Raw genomic sequence first — 17,637 nt, forward strand, 5'->3', positions numbered from 1 at the left:
TGACAATTCATGCTGCAAACTGACAACAAAGTTATCTTGCTTTGGGGCAAAAGTAAGCTAGAAATTACAGTGCTATTTTAGCTCTGCCATTTGAGGGATGAGGTAATAGGTGATTTTAGGATGACTCAGAATGAGGTTTTATACATGCCTCATTCTGAGGTTAACAAGGTCAGTTACTGAGCTTAATTATCAACCACAACCTTTTCATCAATAATGACCGGTAACTCTTGCGGTTTACCTTGGCGGATGACCGTCATCATCACCTTTTTACCTGGGGTGGTTTCTGCGATGCGGTCCATCAGCATCTCTACGCCGGGAACATCTTCGCCATCATATTTAATAATCACATCCCTTGGCATTAACTGGGCCCGTGCCGCAGGGCCGTTAGGGTCGACTCCTGTGACTAATACCCCCCGCAAATCGGGCAGATTTAGAATTTGTGCTACTACAGGGTTAATCGGCTCGCCGGAAATCCCTAATGCTCCGCGGATCACGCGGCCGTTCTTAATCAACTTGCCCATAATGCTGTGGGCTAATTTAATCGGGATAGCGAAGTTTATGCCGTGGCCACCGCCTTCTTCACCTATTTGGAATGCCGCGGTGTTAATCCCAATCAGACTACCGTTGGTGTCGATTAAGGCGCCACCGGAATTGCCCGCGTTAATCGCGGCATCGGTTTGCAGGAAGTCTAAATAACCCGAACTTAAACCGTTACGGCCGGTGGCGCTAATAATGCCTTGGGTAATGGTTTGGCCTAAATTGTAGGGGTTGCCAATGGCGAGCACCACGTCACCGACTTGGGGGGGGCTATCTAGATTAACGGGGACAATCGGTAAGTTATCGCCTTCGATTTTAAGGACAGAGAGATCGGTTTCAGGATCGAAACCCACCACTTCCGAGGTAAATTTACGGCCATCCTGCAGGGCGACCACAATTTCATCGGCTTTTTTAATTACATGATAATTCGTGAGAATATAGCCCTCTTTACTCATTATCACCCCAGAGCCTAGGCCTTGGAGTGAGCCTGAATTGAGTGGGCGACTCTGATCTATGCTGAGGCTGTAAATATTGACTACGGCAGGGGCTGCGCGGCGCACGGCCTTGGCAAAGGATAGCTCGACTGTGTTATTCGCTCGGGGCTGAAGCAGACTATTACCGAGGTGTTGGTCATCGAAATAACGGGTGACCAATAAGAACATTGCCGCCATGATAAGACCGAAAAGGGTGGCTTTACCTAGATATAACAGAGTGTCTTTTATTGTCATGGCAGGATAAATATTGAAAAAGGTGAGTTAGATTAACATGGTTAACCGCGCGAAGCATAGGGAACCTAGGTTCCCTATGCAGATCAGTGTCTGAAAAATTGCTGAAATTTCAGACGCGAGCGTCGATTAGCGTAACACTAAGTACAGCATGCTCTTATCGCGGAGGATCTTCAGTGCTACTGCACCTTCTTGATCTTTAAGTTGTGCTTTGAGCGACTTGAGATCCTTCACCGCAGAACGGTTAATTCCCACAATCACATCGCCTTTTTGCAAGCCACTCATGGCTGCGGGTGAACCTTGCGCCACTTCGGTAATTTCAATGCCCTTAGCTGAGTTTTCTAGGGAAGCTCCCTGCAGCATGGGGTGAACTGCGCCAGCGGCAGCCTCTGTGGTTTGACTGGCTTCGCCTAAGGTCACTTTAACCGTTTTAGAGTCGCCATCGCGGATCAGTCCTAGCTCAACTTTAGCACCAGCGCCCATAGTGGCGACTTTAGCGCGTAGCTCTTGGAATGACTTAATCGCACGGCCATCGACACTGACAATAATATCGCCCGCCTTAATGCCGGCTTTTTCCGCGGCGCTGCCAGCGGTGACTTCATTGACAAAGCCACCGTGCTGGGTATCTAAACCAAAACCTTGTGCGAGTTGGCTATCCAGATCGCGTCCCGAAATCCCCAGTACACCGCGGCGTACTTCACCGTGTTCGGCAATCTGTGCAACCAAGTTTTTCACCATATTGGCGGGGATCGCAAAGCCAATACCGACGTTACCGCCGCCCGGTGCGACGATTGCGGTGTTAATCCCAATCAATTCACCGTTTAAGTTAACCAGCGCGCCACCGGAATTACCGCTGTTTATCGCGGCATCGGTTTGAATAAAGTTTTCCAGCATTTCTATGCCTAAGCCACTTCGACCTAAGGCACTGACGATACCGGATGTGACTGTTTGCCCTAAACCGAAGGGATTACCAATGGCAACGGCAAAGTCGCCGACACGCAAGTCATCGGAGTTAGAAGATTTAATGGCAACAAGATTTTTGGCCTCAATTTGCAGTAATGCGATATCAGACTCTGAATCCGTACCAATGAGTTTGGCTTTGACTTCACGGCCATCGTGCAGTCCGACTTGAATATCATCGGCACCATCAATCACGTGATTGTTGGTGACTATATAGCCTTTATCCGCATCAATGATGACCCCTGAGCCTAAGCCTCTAAAAGGGCGTTCCTGCACTTGCTCCTGCGGTGCATTGGGGCCAAAGAAGTAACGGAAAACATCAGGTACTCTTTGCTTAGAAACATGAGTTCCCGTCACTGCTACTGATACTACTGCGGGTGTCGTACGCTCAAGCATAGGCGCAAGACTTGGAATGGATTGTCCCTCAACCGTCTGTGGAATGGCGGCCTGTGAGATGGCAGGCATCATAGTCAAGGTAGCGGCTAACATTGCGGCTGAAAGTACAGATAGTTTTGTTTTCATCTATTCATAACTCCAAATAAGGGATCAAGGATCTGGATGTAATGCGTCGTTATAGTGTGCGCACCAGATCAAATCTGTATCGGTACCGGCTATTTGCCTAGGTAACCATTCGGACACGCACCTATTTGAAAAAGTTCATCAATATTAACAAAGGTTAATTTCTTTGTGGCGATTTTATCGGCTCTTCCTTGAATGTAACAGAAGTGAAAACTATGGGCGCTGAGCGTATTTTTCAACACTAGGAAGTCAATATAGCGCCATTGAATATAGGCCATTGTAATTTAGGGGGCAGATTTAAAGGGAGGATTAATTTACCTTGTTTGCCCAATGCGGCATTAATATATCCTGTGCCACATTTGCCGTGCTAATATCGTCACAGTTTTAATAAAGGTTATAAGAGAATTAAACAGTGCCTCAGTTAAGCCCTTGGCTGCATTATCAAAGAGATCTTACCCGAGATGGTTTTTCCCATGATCCGGCCCAAGAAATTGCCGTTAAGGCGTTGCAACGAGTCTATGAGGATTTAACCGCCGCAGAGGAACCCAGTTCGCTCATCACTAAGTTGTTTACGGCAATAGGATTAACATCGGCGCCTGCTGCGACTAAAGGCCTGTATCTCTGGGGCGGAGTGGGGCGCGGTAAAACCTATCTGATGGATACCTTCTATGATGCACTGCCTGGCGATAAAAAACTGCGGGCCCACTTTCATCGCTTTATGCACCAGTTACACTTAGATTTAGATGGCCTCAAAGGCACAAGGGATCCCTTATTCGTCATCGCTAAACAGATGGCGGCCAAGTACAGAGTGATTTGTTTCGATGAGTTTTTTGTCTCCGATATTACCGATGCGATGTTACTTGGCACTCTTTTCCAAGCGCTATTTAAAGAGGGAGTCGTGTTAGTCGCCACATCGAATATCATTCCCGATGAACTATATAAAAACGGCTTACAGCGCGTCCGTTTCTTACCGGCAATCGCTTTAATCAATCAGCATTGTGAAGTGTTAAATGTGGACTCAGGCATTGACTATCGACTGCGAACGTTAGAGCAGGCGGAGATTTATCATTATCCCTTGGATGCGCAGGCCGATACTAACCTGTTGCATTACTTCCAACAATTGGCGCCTGAGGCTGAAGTGTCGGTCGAAGCCATTGAAATTGAAGGGCGTGAAATCCAAATTCGCCAACAAGCACAGGGCGTGTTACTCGCAGATTTTAGAGCCCTGTGCGATGGGCCGCGTAGCCAACGGGATTATATGGAGTTAGCACGGATTTATCATACTGTGCTCGTAAGCGGTATAGAGCAAATGGGCGCTTTTCTCACTGGCGATGATATTGCTAGGCGTTTTCTTGCTATGGTGGATGAGTTTTACGAGCGCAATGTCAAACTGATTGTATCGGCCCAAGTGCCGCTAGAAGATATTTACGCCGATGGATTGCTGAGTTTTGAATTTAGACGTTGCCGTTCACGTCTTATTGAAATGCAATCCCACGATTATTTAAAAACAGAGCACCTACCTTAACCTTGTGTGGTATGTGTTTTCTACAATTTCCTCCTCGAATTGCCAGTGGCTTGTTAATCCGTTGGATGACGGGCCAGATTGAGCGAAATTTTATAATTTTTGGCAAAAAATCAGGTGATTTTTAACTCAGCTTTGTCTATACTCCGCCACCTGCCCACGTTACTCCGCCAATTGGGCGGAAGTTGTAAGCCGGATTAAGTGCTCGAAGGGGTACCGAAAGGCAATTTTGTGTTGTTTGCAAATGCAAACAACATGTGAGACAGAAAATTAACTTTGGGTTTTTGTAATAATGAAGACTTTTACTGCTACACCAGAAACTGTAACTCGTGACTGGTTCGTCGTTGATGCAGACGGCAAAACTTTAGGTCGTATCGCTACTGAAATTGCTACCCGTTTACGCGGAAAGCACAAGCCAGAATACACTCCTCATGTTGACACTGGTGATTACATCATCGTTATCAACGCTGAGAAAGTTACTGTTACTGGTAACAAAGCGAAAGGCAAAACGTACTACTCGCATTCAGGCTTCCCTGGTGGCATTAAGCAAATCAGCTTTGAAAAGCTGCAAGCGCATAAGCCAGAAATGATCATCGAGAAGGCAGTTAAGGGTATGTTACCAAAAGGTCCTCTGGGCCGTGCCATGTTCCGTAAACTGAAAGTTTACGCTGGCGCAGAACATAACCACGCTGCACAACAACCTCAAGTTCTTGATATCTAAACGGGATTAAGCAAATGGCTGCAACTCAGTACTACGGCACTGGCCGTCGCAAAACCTCTACAGCTCGCGTATTCGCTAAAGCTGGTAGTGGCAACATCGTTGTAAATCAACGTCCTTTGGATCAGTATTTTGGTCGTGAAACTGCTCGTATGGTTGTTCGTCAGCCATTAGAGTTAGTTGAAATGACTGACAAGCTGGACATCTATGTAACTGTTAAAGGCGGTGGTATCACTGGCCAAGCAGGCGCAATCCGTCACGGTATTACCCGTGCTCTGATGCAATTAGATGAAGCTCTGCGTCCATCGTTACGTTCTGCTGGTTTCGTTACCCGTGACGCTCGTAAAGTTGAGCGTAAGAAAGTGGGTCTACGTAAAGCACGTCGTAAGCCACAATTCTCTAAGCGTTAATACGTTTGTGGAATATCAAAAAACCCAGCTTATGCTGGGTTTTTTATTGGCTAAAATTGGCTATCATCTGGGAATAAGCTTGAACTTGAGAGGGGAAGATGACATTTCAATTATTTATGCTGGCGATTGCATTAGTGTTGATCCTAGAAGGCGTAGGCCCACTGTTATTTCCTAATAAATGGCGTCGTTATCTGAATGAACTTTCTAACCAAGATCAGCAAGTTTTACGCAGAATAGGCGGCGCTTTAGTCACGGCGGGAGCTGTCATTTTGATCATTTTTTCATAAATGCCTTACCACTTGCCGTTTAAAATCTGTTAGAATTCTTTTTTAACCACAACCTTGCAGCAAACAATGGGCAAAAACGTAGTTGTTCTCGGCACCCAATGGGGTGACGAAGGCAAAGGTAAGATTGTCGACCTTCTAACAGAACAGGCAAAATATGTAGTTCGCTATCAAGGTGGCCACAATGCGGGTCACACTTTAGTTATCAATGGCGATAAAACCGTACTCCATCTGATCCCATCGGGTATTCTACGCAATAATGTGAAATGCATTATTGGTAACGGTGTGGTGCTTGCCCCCGATGCCCTGATGAAAGAAATCAACATGCTTAAAGATCGTGGCATTCCCGTTGAGGAACGTCTGCTGATTTCTGAAGCATGTCCGCTGATCCTACCTTTCCACTGCGCCCTAGATATCGCCCGTGAAAAAGCCCGCGGTAATAAAGCGATTGGTACTACTGGCCGTGGTATCGGACCTGCGTATGAAGATAAGATCTCCCGCCGCGGTCTACGTGTAGGCGATCTATTCAATGCAGAACTGTTTGCTGAAAAGCTGAAAGAAGTGATGAAATATCATAACTTTATGCTGACAGAGTATTATCAGGTTGAAGCCGTAGATTATGAGCAAACGCTAGCAGATGCATTGGCTATGGCCGATTATCTGAAGAGCATGTGTGTTGACGTGACTGAACTCTTGGATACCGCCCGTAAAGCCGGTGAGCCAATACTGTTCGAAGGCGCGCAAGGTACATTACTCGACATCGACCACGGAACATACCCATTTGTAACCTCTTCAAATACTACTGCCGGTGGTGTTGCGACGGGCAGCGGTTTTGGTCCACGTCACTTAGACTATGTCCTAGGTATTATGAAGGCTTACACCACTCGTGTGGGCGCCGGTCCTTTCCCGACTGAACTCTTATGTGAAGTGGGTGATCATTTAGGCACTAAAGGCCATGAGTTTGGTGCGACGACGGGTCGTAAGCGCCGTCCAGGTTGGTTGGATGCCGTGGCAATGCGTCGCGCGGTGCAAATCAACAGTGTGAGTGGCTTCTGCTTGACTAAGTTAGATGTACTCGATGGTCTGAAAGAAGTGAAGATTTGTGTAGGTTATCAACACTCTGATGGCACTATTGCAAAAGTCACTCCACTTGCTGCAGAAGGTTATGAGCAGGTTACGCCTGTTTATGAAACTATGCCGGGTTGGAGCGAGTCGACTTTTGGTGCGACGTCGATTGATCAGTTGCCACAGGCTGCGATCAATTACATCAAGCGTATTGAAGAGTTGTTAGAAACGCCTATCGACATTATCTCTACGGGTCCTGATCGTAACGAGACGATGATTTTAGTGAGTCCGTTCAATTAAGACTTAAAAGGCCGTGTTTCACGGCCTTTTTCTCCGCTGCTTTATGCCTTTCTCTGTTCGTTCCTGTGGTTAGATGTTTAGCTCAAGAAATCAGCTCAAGCTCAAGAAATAGGTTATACTGCCGATGCAAGTATTCACCCTATTGTCATTGAGAGTCGTTATGCTACGTACAACATTAGTTGCACTACTGCCCTTAGTATCTTCCATGTGTTTTGCAGAAACACAGGCTGTGGATATTTACAGTCAAGCTCAGTTGCTTGAGTTGATCAATAGCAATCAATACTTAGCTAAAGTGAAGCGTGATGACTGCCAGCTAGTCCAAGACATAGAAGCGCGTGCCGAAGTCTTGAAACAGCCGCTATATCAGTTCCTATGGGGCGAAATGCTCAATCATGGGGCCTGCGTGAAGGCTAATCCCGAGAAGGGCATGAACTTGCTACGGGACTCGGCCGAGCAAGGTAGCCCTGAGGCTATGGTAAAACTTGCCGAGTATTACCAGAGTGGTAAATTTGTTATTCGTAATAAAGACCGTGCAGTTAACTATTTACTGCCGGCTGCAGCGGGTGGCAGCTTACCCGCTCGTATGATGTTAGTGCGTTTATTCGGTGAAGGTTATGGTAGTCCCCGGGATTATGAGATGGCCTACCACTGGTTATATAACGATGTTTTTGCGGATGAGGCGACTAAGAATAAAGCCTTGTCTTTACTGCAGGTGTTAGCAGCTAAAATGCCCCCTAGTGCAGTGGCGCGGGCCCAGCAAGCTCAGTTGCGAACCCATTAGGATGTCTCTGAAAGCAGGGACACATTATTTGGATATTGAATGATTAAAGACCCTCATTTTGAGCGTGAACAGGATAAGTACGAAAACCCTATCCCAAGCCGTGAGTATATTATCGATTACTTACGTTCTCAGAAATCACCTGTCACCCGTGACAGCATCGCCGCGGCGTTAAACATCCACGAGGAAGATCAGCTTGAAGCCCTGCGTCGCCGCTTACGGGCGATGGAGCGCGATGGCGAACTCGTGTTCACCCGTGGGCAGAGCTATGGCTTACCCGAGAAGATGGATCTTATTTCCGGCACAGTCCTTGGGCATAGAGAAGGTTTCGGCTTTTTCAAACCCGACGAAGGAGGTGATGATTTATTTATCTCTAACCGCGATATGCTGATGTATTTCCACGGCGATAAAGTGCTGGCGCAAAAGGCGGGCATGGACCGCAAGGGCCGCCGTGAAGCTCGTATCGTGCGACTTATTCAGCCACGCAGCGCCGCAATTGTCGGCCGTTACCATGTTGATAGCGGCATGGCCTTTGTGATTGCCGATGATAAGCGCATTACCCAAGAGATTTTAGTCGCCAATGAAGACCGCAATGGCGCCCGCCAAGGCGATGTGGTGGTGCTGGAGTTAACCCGCCGCCCTGGGCGTTTTGTTAAAGCCGCGGGTAAAATCACCGAAGTGCTCGGTAAGCAAATGGCGCCGGGGATGGAAATTGAAATCGCCCTGCGCAACTATGATTTACCCCATACTTGGTCCGCCGCGATCGAGAAGAAACTGCGCCGTATCCCCGATGAAGTCACTGAAGCCGATAAAGTCGGTCGTGTGGATTTACGCCATCTGCCATTAGTGACTATCGACGGAGAAGATGCCCGCGATTTTGACGATGCCGTGTATGCGGAGAAAAAAGCCGGTGGTGGCTGGCGTTTATGGGTCGCGATTGCGGATGTGAGCTACTATGTGCGTACCGATTCGGCCTTAGATACCGAAGCGCGTGCCCGTGGCAACTCAGTGTATTTCCCATCGCAAGTGATCCCTATGCTGCCGGAGAAAATCTCCAACGGCCTATGTTCGCTTAATCCTCAGGTCGACCGTTTATGTATGGTCGCCGAGATGACAGTGTCTGCTAAAGGCAAATTGTCGGGTTATAAGTTTTATCCGGCGGTGATGTACTCCCATGCCCGTTTCACTTATACCCAAGTGGCAGCCATGTTAGAAGGTGGGCCGATTGCGCCTGAACATGAAGCCCTGTTCCCGCACTTGCAGTGTTTACAATCATTGTATCTCACGCTCGATGAGCAAAGGGCCGAGCGTGGTGCGATTGCCTTTGAGACCATGGAAACGCAGTTCATTTTCAATGAGCAGCGCAAGATTGATAAAATCGTGCCGCGTGGTCGTAATCAAGCCCATAAAATCATTGAAGAATGTATGATTTTAGCTAACGTTTCAGCGGCCAAGTTTGTTAAGAAACACAAAGGCGAAGTGCTGTACCGAGTGCACGACGCACCATCCGAACAAAAATTAGCGAACTTCAAAGAGTTCCTTGCTGAACGCGGTTTGACAATGACAGGGGGTCTCGAACCTACTCCGTCGGATTACCAGAACGTGATGTTGCAAATTGCCGATCGCCCCGATGCTGAACTTATCCAAGTGATGTTGTTGCGTTCTATGCGTCAGGCGATTTACACGCCGGATAACGAAGGTCACTTCGGTCTGGCTTTAGAAGAATATGCGCATTTTACCTCGCCTATTCGCCGCTACCCGGATTTAGTCTTACATCGTGTGATCCGTTATTTGCTGGCGAAGGAAAGGGGTGAAGCCACTGAGAAGTGGACGCAGGATGGTGGTTATCATTATCAGCTCGATGAACTCGATCAATTAGGTGAAGAGTGTTCGACTACAGAACGCCGTGCCGATGAAGCGACTCGCGATGTGAGCGATTGGCTCAAGTGTGAGTTTATGCAAGATCACGTCGGCGATACCTTCGAAGCGGTGATCGCCTCTGTGACCAATTTTGGCCTATTTGTGCGCTTAAATGAGTTATTTATCGATGGCTTAGTGCACATTTCCAGCCTAGGTAACGATTACTATCAGTTTGACCCTATGCGTCAGCGCCTTATCGGTGAGAATACGGGGCAGATCTATCAGGTTGGCGACCCTGTAACAGTCAAAGTCGCCGCGGTAAATCTGGATGATAGGCAAATCGATCTGATGATGATCGGTGATAACGCTAAGGGCGGCAAACGTAAAGCCACACCAAGCCGCGATAAGCCGTTGACGGCCCGTGAGCGGGTCAATCGTGAAGGCGCTAAGCTGGCTAAAGCTGGGACGGCTAAATCGAAAACCAGTTCGGCTAGAGCTAAGCCCAAGGCGAGTGTCAAAGCAAAGAAAGATGTAAAAAGTCCGGCGAAAAAGCCTAAGGCCGCCAAGCGGAGCACGAGAAAGAAATAAATGAAAAAACAAGATATTATTTTTGGGATCCACGCAGTTGAAGCCCTGTTAAAGCATAGCCCTGAGCGGATTATTGAGCTTTGGTTATTGCAGGGCCGTGAAGATGATCGTTTGACCCTGTTGGCTAATCAGGCAAAGGCCTTTGGCACGACGATCCAAGTGGCTTCCCGTAAAGCGTTAGACGATAAGTCTGAAAGCAGTCAACACCAAGGCATAGTGGCACGTGTAAAAGCGGCTAAGATACTGAGTGAGCATGATTTAGACGATTTATTGGCTAAAACAGAATTGCCCTTTTTACTGATTTTAGACGGTGTTACCGATCCCCATAATTTAGGTGCTTGCCTACGTAATGCGGACGCGGCGGGTGTACAAGGGATTATCGTCCCTAAGGATAACTCCGTTGGTTTAACCGCTACCGTGAGTAAAGTGGCCTGCGGTGCGGCCGAAACAGTGCCCTTATTCCAAGTGACTAATCTTGCGCGTACTATGCGTCATTTGCAGGAAAAAGGTATTTGGATAGTTGGCACGGCGGGCGAGGCGGATTGTGAGTTATATCAAGCCGATCTTAAGGGGCCGCTGGCGATTGCGATGGGCGCGGAAGATAAAGGGCTGCGCCGTTTAAGCCGCGAATCCTGTGATTCACTGATTTCCATCCCGATGGCGGGCAGTGTGTCTAGCTTGAACGTCTCAGTTGCGACGGGTATTTGCTTGTTTGAAGCCGTGCGTCAACGTCGCAGCTAATACATCGGCACTCGACATTTCCTCAGCGTGTAGTGATAACAGGCTGGCATAAAAAACGGGTTAACTTGATATCAAGTTAGCCCGTTTTTTATTGTCATTTTAAGCCAATGTTTTTTCTTGGATAGTTTGGCCGTTATCGGCATCATCCGTTTGTACTGACTCTGGCACTGACTCTGGCACTGACTCTGCTTGCTCAATATCGAAACAGAAGGCGAGCTGCTCTTCATCGTTGTCGTTTTCGATCATCTCGTCCTCCACGCCATCGGCACCTAAGTCAAATTCCGTTTCGTCTTCGTTGATTGTGGGGGTCATATGTTCTTGGATCGATTCAACATCTACCCTAGGATCGAGTGCCGCCGCCAGCGGTGAGGAGACTAAGTCTCCCGTTGCCATCATGTAGTCTTGAGTGACATTGGTTTCGGTTTTTTGCTGTGAATGGACGTAACGTAGCCGTAAGAACAGGACCAAGGTACAGGCAGACATAAAGCCATAGAGCATGCTGTTGCCAAGCCACTGCATCAGTGTCGAGGCGATAAGTGGACCGATACTGGCTCCTAGGCCGAAGGTGAGCAAAATGGTCGCCGATAATCCCACTCTATCGCCCTGTTCAACCCGAGAGTTGGCCAGTGCTGTGGCGAGCGGATAGAAGGTAAATCCTAAAATACCGAATAGAAATGTCATCACCAGTGAAATTACCGGGTGATAGGGAGTGAGGGCGATACTTAAGGCTAAGATCCCAAGGAGTACGCAGTTAATACGGATAAGGCGGCTGCGGGACATAATATCGGACAATTTTCCCATCGGCCATTGTGCCAATAGACCCGCGAGAATTGTTGCCGTCATATAGGTGGCGACTTTCTCCGGCGGTAAACCTAAGTTGCTCGCATAGGCTGGGGCGAGACCATAAAAGGAGCCCACGATCATGCTGCCTATGGCAATAGTTGTCAGTGCTTGTGGGGCCTTTTTCCAATAATGGGCAATTTTCAGCGGTGCAGGGACTAAGGGTGCAGGGTGAATGCGGCGTGTTAATGAAATGGGGACGATACACAGGGCAAAACAGATGGCGATAAGCAGTAATGGCTCTAAGCCAAGCTCGGGATAAATACTGATGGCACCTTGACCCAATATCAAACCGAAGTAGGAGACTATCATGTAGCTGGCAAACACTGTGCCGCGTTGGCTGCTTTCAGCCTGTTCATTGAGCCAGCTTTCGAGCACCATATATTGGCACATCATGCCCATACCGACGATAAGCCTTAATAGGAGCCAAACGGCTAACTCATCTACGAGTGCGTGGCCAAGCGCGGAGGCGGCGACAATCCCAGCACTGGCGACGAAGGCGCGGATATGACCCACTTGGGCAATAAGTCTATGACCGATCTTGGAACCTGCGACAAGACCGACATAGTAGGCCGACATCATGCTACCAATCCACAACTGCGGAACATGCATCACCGAGAGCCTAAGGCCTAAATAAGTGGTGAGCAAACCGCCTGCCAGTACAGTTAATAGGGTCGTGCTATAGAGAGAGGCGAAAGTGCGTAGCGGGTTTGCCATAAACGACTCCTTGTAAGATTACTCGGGGTGAGTATATCAGGAGTTAGTATTTATTCAGTGTTGCAAATTGTTGGTATTTATCGATTAAGTTATCGTTTTTATGTGTCGATCACTAAATTGTGTTGCAACGGGATTTGGCTGAGGGGGGGATTATTTCAGCCAAGCCGCTTTCTATAGGATTTATCTAAAGGTATAGAGCAAGTTGAATGTGGTGATAGTGTCGGTCTGTTGGCTACCTTCTGGTACGATTTCGGTATACTTGATGTTCATACCTATCTTAAATGCCCAGTCTTGAAACACCAGATTCTTATAGTTCATATCTAACGTGAGGGTGTTGTTATTCTCGCCCACCTCGGCGGTAAGATCGGCATTGAGACTGCTATATTCTTGCAGTTTTTGAGAAAACTTTGCTGCGGTACGTAGAATGACATCTTTTTCGGCATCAGGATTTGGGATAGTGACCGACTCGGCTGGCATGTTATATCGGTAACCTGGACCGATCTCGAGACTGAGTTTGGTCTTGTAGCTGTTGATGGCATTAAAACCGTAACCACTAGAAATAGTTGAGATTTGCGTGTAACTACCGAATTGATCCCAGGTAAAATCACCGCGTCCGAAGATATAACCCTTGGTGAGCTTATAGTTGCTCTGCAACTGCAGTTCATATTTTTCTGAGGTGGTCTGGCTTTTTTCGGACGCAAAATAAGCCTTGAGTGTGGCTTCTTGTTTGGTTTGCTTAGTATCGTAAATCAGTTGGGTTCGACCATTAAAACTGCTGGACTCGGTATTGCCCGTATTCAGTTGCAAGCCTGCTTCAACTTCCGCAGTAAAATCACTCGGCGGTTCCTGGTAATCGGGTGGAACGAGCGCAACTGCCGAAAAAGATAGGCAAAATAAACTAATTAGAGCGATAACTTTTAGCATTGTATTTTATTCTTGGTTGGCTGATTTTAGAGGTCCATATATAGGTGAGGCGCCATCATACCCGTATTGGCATTCGAGGCAAAGTTATTGCTTGAGTTTCGCGTCTGCTTTCTGTACTATCTCGCGCTCAAATCAGTCACTATTTTTCGTTCCTTGCCTCTATTTGGTTTGACTGAGCCAATAACGAGGCTACATAACCGTAAGGAGCAATAAATGCGTCATTACGAAATCGTATTTATGGTTCACCCAGATCAAAGTGAACAAGTACCAGGTATGATTGAGCGTTACACAGGTGTTATCACCGAAGCTAACGGCACAATCCACCGTTTAGAAGATTGGGGTCGTCGTCAACTGGCTTACCCAATCCAAGATCTGCATAAAGCTCACTACGTTCTGATGAACGTTGAAGCACCTGCAGAGACGATCGAAGAGCTAGAAACAGCTTTCCGTTTCAACGACGCAGTTCTGCGTAACATGGTAATGCGTACTAAAGTTGCCGTTACTGAAGCATCTCCAATGGCTAGAGCTAGAGATGAGCGCGATTCACGTCGTGGCCCAGCTGGCGAACGCTCATACGATGAAGCTCACGCTGAAGAAATCGGTGAGTAAGTTTATCTGTGACCACCAATAGCTTGGTGTTGTCCGGAACCATAACCCGTTCCAGACGCTTTAAAAGCCCAGCGGGGATTGCACATAGTGTGATTATGCTGGAACACAAGTCGCAGCGTTATGAAGCCGAAATGCTCCGCAACGTCTACGTACAAATACAAGTGATATTGAGTGGCCCGCGCTTTGAAAGCGTCGCAGACAATCTGAAAGCTGGTGTGGAAGTACAAGTGCAAGGCTTTATGACCCTTCAACAGGGGCGAAATGGTCAAAACCGCTTAGTCATCCATGCCGAAAATGTCGAATTGAAAACTTAGGAGACTGTCACATGGCACGTTATTTCCGTCGTCGCAAGTTCTGCCGTTTCACCGCTGAAGGTGTTGCAGAAATTGATTACAAAGATATCGTTACTTTAAAGAACTACATCACTGAAAGCGGCAAAATCGTTCCAAGCCGTATCACTGGTACTAGTGCTAAATATCAGCGCCAACTAGCTCGCGCTATCAAGCGTGCTCGTTATCTTTCTCTACTGCCATACACTGATTTACATCAGTAATTGCAGTATTCCTAATCGAATATAGAGGATTTGATAATGAACGTTATTTTACTAGATAAAGTTGCAAACTTAGGTGGCTTAGGCGATCAAGTTTCTGTTAAAGCGGGTTATGCTCGTAACTTCCTTTTACCTTACGGTAAAGCGGTAGTAGCAAACGCAGCAAATACTCAAGTATTTGAAGCTCGTCGCGCTGAATTAGAAGCTAAATTAGCTGCTGACTTAGCTGCTGCTAACCAACGTGCTGAGAAAATCGCTGCACTAGAAGCGGTTGTTATCGCTTCTAAAGCCGGTGATGAAGGCAAACTGTTTGGTTCAGTTGGCAACCGTGACATCGCTGATGCAGTGACTGCTGCTGGTGTTGAGCTGGCTAAATCAGAAGTTCGTTTACCATTAGGCGCTCTGCGTACTACTGGCGACTTCGAAGTTGAAGTTCAGTTACACACTGAAGTTAAAGCTGTTGTTAAAGTTTCTATCGTTGCAGAAGCTTAATTACAACTCGCTTTAAGCATAAAAAAACACCGCCTCGGCGGTGTTTTTTTATGGCTGAAATTCAGTTTGGGCCATGATATTGGCTTGATAGGGAATAAGTAATATCGACACTCATTTAATCTTCAAGCGCATTTGATTCTAAAATATGAGCCCAAATAAAAACCGCTCACTGCGCAACAGTGAGCGGTTTTTGTCTAGGGTTACTGATTTAGCTCAGAGGATTAATTCCTCACTAAATCCAACTCTTGGATAAGGTTATCCGCATGGTCGACTTCGTCCATCATCCACAAAATGTAGCGGATATCCACGTGTACGGCGCGGGTGATGGTCGGATTGAAGAACCAATCCTTAGTAATGGCTTCATAGGTGGAGTCGAAATTAAGGCCGACTAACTCCCCTTTACCGTTAAAGACGGGGGAGCCCGAGTTACCGCCTGTGGTATCGACGCTGGATAAAAAGTTAACTGGCACTGAGTTAAATTCTTCAGGCTTATCTAAGCAAGAGAACAGACGGCAGATCCAGCTGCGGGGATCTTGATAGACAGATTTCACTAGATGATCGCCAACCCGCTGTTCACTAATCGCATCGAGGAGTTTTTTCGGGGCATTGTAGGGCTCAACGCCCGTGTGCTTGGCTACTATGCCATCGAGGCGAGTAAAGGGTTGTTTATAGAGCGCATCGCGGGATTGATAACCATCGACCATACCGTAGCTGATCCGCAGCGTACCGTTGGCGTCAGGGTAGACTGGCCAGTTGTTGGCTTTATAGTATTCGATCACGGCCGCCATATAGTCTGGACGAGCAGTTGATAACTTGCCGTCTAAGATTTTTTCCGCTTTTTCCTCAGCCATATTAGTGTCATACAACGCGACAGCGAGACAAATAAAAGGGTCGCTGCTGGTTTCGAATGCGTTGGCATCGGCGTCCATCCAGGCCAGACGTTGCGCTTGGTCGGTTAGCGTCGTCAGCGAATATAAGCCATCGAGTTTCGCCTCTAAACTCACGTTCATATCGTCGAGTTTAAGCATATTATCTAAGGCGGCGACGCGATTTGGTTGCGATAAATAGGCATTTAAGTCTTGTTGCCAAAGAGTTTTATCCACTTTGACATCGAAACTCGAATCGATGCGTTTAAGCCGCGAGCTAAACATGGCCAAATCGCGATCTTGGTAACCGATTTCACGTTCCGAATCGCTCTTTTGCTTTTCTTTAGCTAAGCGATAGAGGTTGTTTGCCGCGGTGAGCAAAGTGCTCGATTGGGCGTTGGTAAAGTAGTAATTGGTTTGGGTTTGCTGTTGCTGCTCGGCCAGTAAGACTTCGAGTTCGCTAATCAAATTTTGGTTAAGGGTAGGATTTTTCTTTAACCAGGCCAGAAAATCATCTTCACGGTGTTGTTTAATGCCGACGATATCCGTGGCTTTAAAACCGGCGAGCAGGCCGTTGAGTTTTTTCATCCGATTGGCCATCGATGCCATATTACCGGCGTATTTTATGGCGATATCCGCATCTTCCTGTCCCATGGCTTCGATAGTATCAATCTGTAATTGATAGCGTTTTGCCTGGGTTGGATAGAGCCAGTCGCTGGCAAATTTAAGTTCGCTGGTGAGATTGTAACGACTGGTAGTGCCAGGATAGCCCGCCACAAACACGCCATCACCGGCCTTTACGCCGTCGGCGTTCACTCTAAGGTAGCTCTTTGGCTGGTAAGGAATGTTATCGTCGCTATAGGCAGCGGGTTGACCATCTTTACCCACGTAAGCTCGTAAGAAGGCAAAATCACCCGAGTGGCGTGGATATTCATAGTTATCGATATCACCGCCGTAGGCGCCAACACTTTCTGGTGGCGCATACACTAAACGCACATCGCGGATCATTAATTGCTTGATTAAGTAGTATTCTAGGCCGTTATGGAAACTGCGGACATTACAACGGTAGTTGGCATCGACCTCACAGCTTTTGATCAAGGCTTTACTGTGGTTTTCAATATCTTCGTAGCGTTTTAGGGGATCTTGACTTAAGTCTTGAGTCACTTCGCTAGTCACATTGGTGACGGCTTCGGTGATGTATAAACGCTCATTGGGACCGGCTGTGGGTTCCTTGTCCATGGATGTCGCTAAAAAGCCTTGTTCTAGATAGTTATGCTCTTTCTTAGTGTTATATTGTATCGCCTTGTAGGCACAATGATGGTTTGTTACAACTAGCCCTTGGGGGGAGACAAAACTGGCGGTACAATAGCCCAGCCCTACAACGGCGTTCATGGGATAGCTTGTGAGATCGGCTAGTTTTTCAGCAGAAATATCGATTCCGCGTTCACTGAGTTTGTCTGCAATTGAAGGCATTTGATAAGGTTGCCATTGTCCTTCATCGGCATTCGCTATACCGGATGTCAAAACTAAGGCCGCAACCAATGCAATACGCATGTTCTTTCCTTATTGATTGTTAGAGTGTCCGTTGAAACAGGATAACAGGCGAGTGTAAACCACCTGTTTGCTTGACGC

General features: G+C 47.3%; 17 protein-coding genes. 12 read left to right on the plus strand and 5 right to left on the minus strand.

Annotated elements, in window-relative coordinates; genetic code table 11:
- Positions 1–182: 182 nt before the first annotated feature.
- Together degS and degQ are read right to left on the minus strand one after the other, a co-directional pair.
- A complete protein-coding gene (degS, locus tag COW15_RS20325; protein ID WP_293635510.1) occupies positions 183–1,265 on the minus strand; it encodes an outer membrane-stress sensor serine endopeptidase DegS in 1,083 nt (360 codons plus the stop codon).
- Between the two features lie 126 nt (positions 1,266–1,391).
- Positions 1,392–2,744, minus strand: coding sequence for a Do family serine endopeptidase DegQ (gene degQ, locus COW15_RS20330; RefSeq protein ID WP_293635512.1), 1,353 nt, complete (start codon positions 2,742–2,744; stop codon positions 1,392–1,394).
- Between the two features lie 409 nt (positions 2,745–3,153).
- On the opposite strand from degQ, the gene zapE reads away from it, so the two are divergent.
- The 8 genes from zapE to rlmB all read left to right on the plus strand — a co-directional run bounded on the left by zapE (position 3,154) and on the right by rlmB (position 11,007).
- Complete coding sequence (gene zapE / locus COW15_RS20335; protein ID WP_293635514.1) at positions 3,154–4,266, plus strand: cell division protein ZapE; 1,113 nt, start codon at positions 3,154–3,156, stop codon at positions 4,264–4,266.
- Between the two features lie 289 nt (positions 4,267–4,555).
- Positions 4,556–4,984 (plus strand): 50S ribosomal protein L13, encoded by a 429-nt coding sequence (gene rplM, locus COW15_RS20340; protein ID WP_007650458.1) that lies wholly within the window; start codon positions 4,556–4,558, stop codon positions 4,982–4,984.
- A 14-nt stretch (positions 4,985–4,998) separates the two neighbouring features.
- Positions 4,999–5,391: a 30S ribosomal protein S9 gene (rpsI, locus tag COW15_RS20345; RefSeq protein WP_006083052.1), complete on the plus strand. Its 393-nt coding sequence runs from the start codon at positions 4,999–5,001 to the stop codon at positions 5,389–5,391.
- Positions 5,392–5,489: 98 nt separating this feature from the next.
- Positions 5,490–5,678, plus strand: a complete 189-nt coding sequence (locus COW15_RS20350) for a DUF2065 domain-containing protein (RefSeq protein ID WP_293635539.1) — start codon at positions 5,490–5,492, stop codon at positions 5,676–5,678.
- Between the two features lie 66 nt (positions 5,679–5,744).
- Positions 5,745–7,040, plus strand: coding sequence for an adenylosuccinate synthase (locus COW15_RS20355; protein WP_293635541.1), 1,296 nt, complete (start codon positions 5,745–5,747; stop codon positions 7,038–7,040).
- A 124-nt stretch (positions 7,041–7,164) separates the two neighbouring features.
- Positions 7,165–7,821, plus strand: coding sequence for a flagellar protein MotX (gene motX, locus COW15_RS20360; protein WP_293635543.1), 657 nt, complete (start codon positions 7,165–7,167; stop codon positions 7,819–7,821).
- Positions 7,822–7,860: 39 nt separating this feature from the next.
- The gene (rnr, locus tag COW15_RS20365) at positions 7,861–10,266 is read left to right on the plus strand and encodes a ribonuclease R (protein WP_293635545.1); all 2,406 of its coding nucleotides are present in this window, start codon (positions 7,861–7,863) and stop codon (positions 10,264–10,266) included.
- Positions 10,267–11,007, plus strand: a complete 741-nt coding sequence (rlmB, locus tag COW15_RS20370) for a 23S rRNA (guanosine(2251)-2'-O)-methyltransferase RlmB (protein WP_293635547.1) — start codon at positions 10,267–10,269, stop codon at positions 11,005–11,007.
- A 99-nt stretch (positions 11,008–11,106) separates the two neighbouring features.
- Here rlmB and COW15_RS20375 read toward each other — a convergent pair whose 3' ends face one another.
- Together COW15_RS20375 and COW15_RS20380 are read right to left on the minus strand one after the other, a co-directional pair.
- Complete coding sequence (locus tag COW15_RS20375; protein WP_293635549.1) at positions 11,107–12,564, minus strand: MFS transporter; 1,458 nt, start codon at positions 12,562–12,564, stop codon at positions 11,107–11,109.
- 180 nt (positions 12,565–12,744) lie between these two features.
- Entirely contained in the window at positions 12,745–13,488 is a 744-nt protein-coding gene (locus COW15_RS20380; protein ID WP_293635551.1) for a DUF481 domain-containing protein, read from the minus strand.
- Between the two features lie 213 nt (positions 13,489–13,701).
- On the opposite strand from COW15_RS20380, the gene rpsF reads away from it, so the two are divergent.
- From rpsF to rplI, 4 genes are read left to right on the plus strand one after another with little or no spacing between them, the layout of a single operon-like run.
- Positions 13,702–14,097 (plus strand): 30S ribosomal protein S6, encoded by a 396-nt coding sequence (rpsF, locus tag COW15_RS20385; protein WP_011790676.1) that lies wholly within the window; start codon positions 13,702–13,704, stop codon positions 14,095–14,097.
- Positions 14,098–14,105: 8 nt separating this feature from the next.
- On the plus strand, positions 14,106–14,411 hold the full coding sequence (gene priB, locus COW15_RS20390) for a primosomal replication protein N (RefSeq protein ID WP_198781113.1): 306 nt from the start codon (positions 14,106–14,108) through the stop codon (positions 14,409–14,411).
- A gap of 11 nt (positions 14,412–14,422) precedes the next feature.
- On the plus strand, positions 14,423–14,650 hold the full coding sequence (gene rpsR / locus COW15_RS20395; protein WP_006083042.1) for a 30S ribosomal protein S18: 228 nt from the start codon (positions 14,423–14,425) through the stop codon (positions 14,648–14,650).
- 36 nt (positions 14,651–14,686) lie between these two features.
- Positions 14,687–15,139: a 50S ribosomal protein L9 gene (gene rplI / locus COW15_RS20400; RefSeq protein ID WP_253988957.1), complete on the plus strand. Its 453-nt coding sequence runs from the start codon at positions 14,687–14,689 to the stop codon at positions 15,137–15,139.
- 221 nt (positions 15,140–15,360) lie between these two features.
- Here rplI and COW15_RS20405 read toward each other — a convergent pair whose 3' ends face one another.
- Entirely contained in the window at positions 15,361–17,559 is a 2,199-nt protein-coding gene (locus COW15_RS20405; protein ID WP_293635566.1) for a S46 family peptidase, read from the minus strand.
- Positions 17,560–17,637: the final 78 nt, after the last annotated feature.

This window comes from Shewanella sp. CG12_big_fil_rev_8_21_14_0_65_47_15 (genome assembly GCF_002783505.1).
Taxonomy (GTDB): domain Bacteria; phylum Pseudomonadota; class Gammaproteobacteria; order Enterobacterales; family Shewanellaceae; genus Shewanella.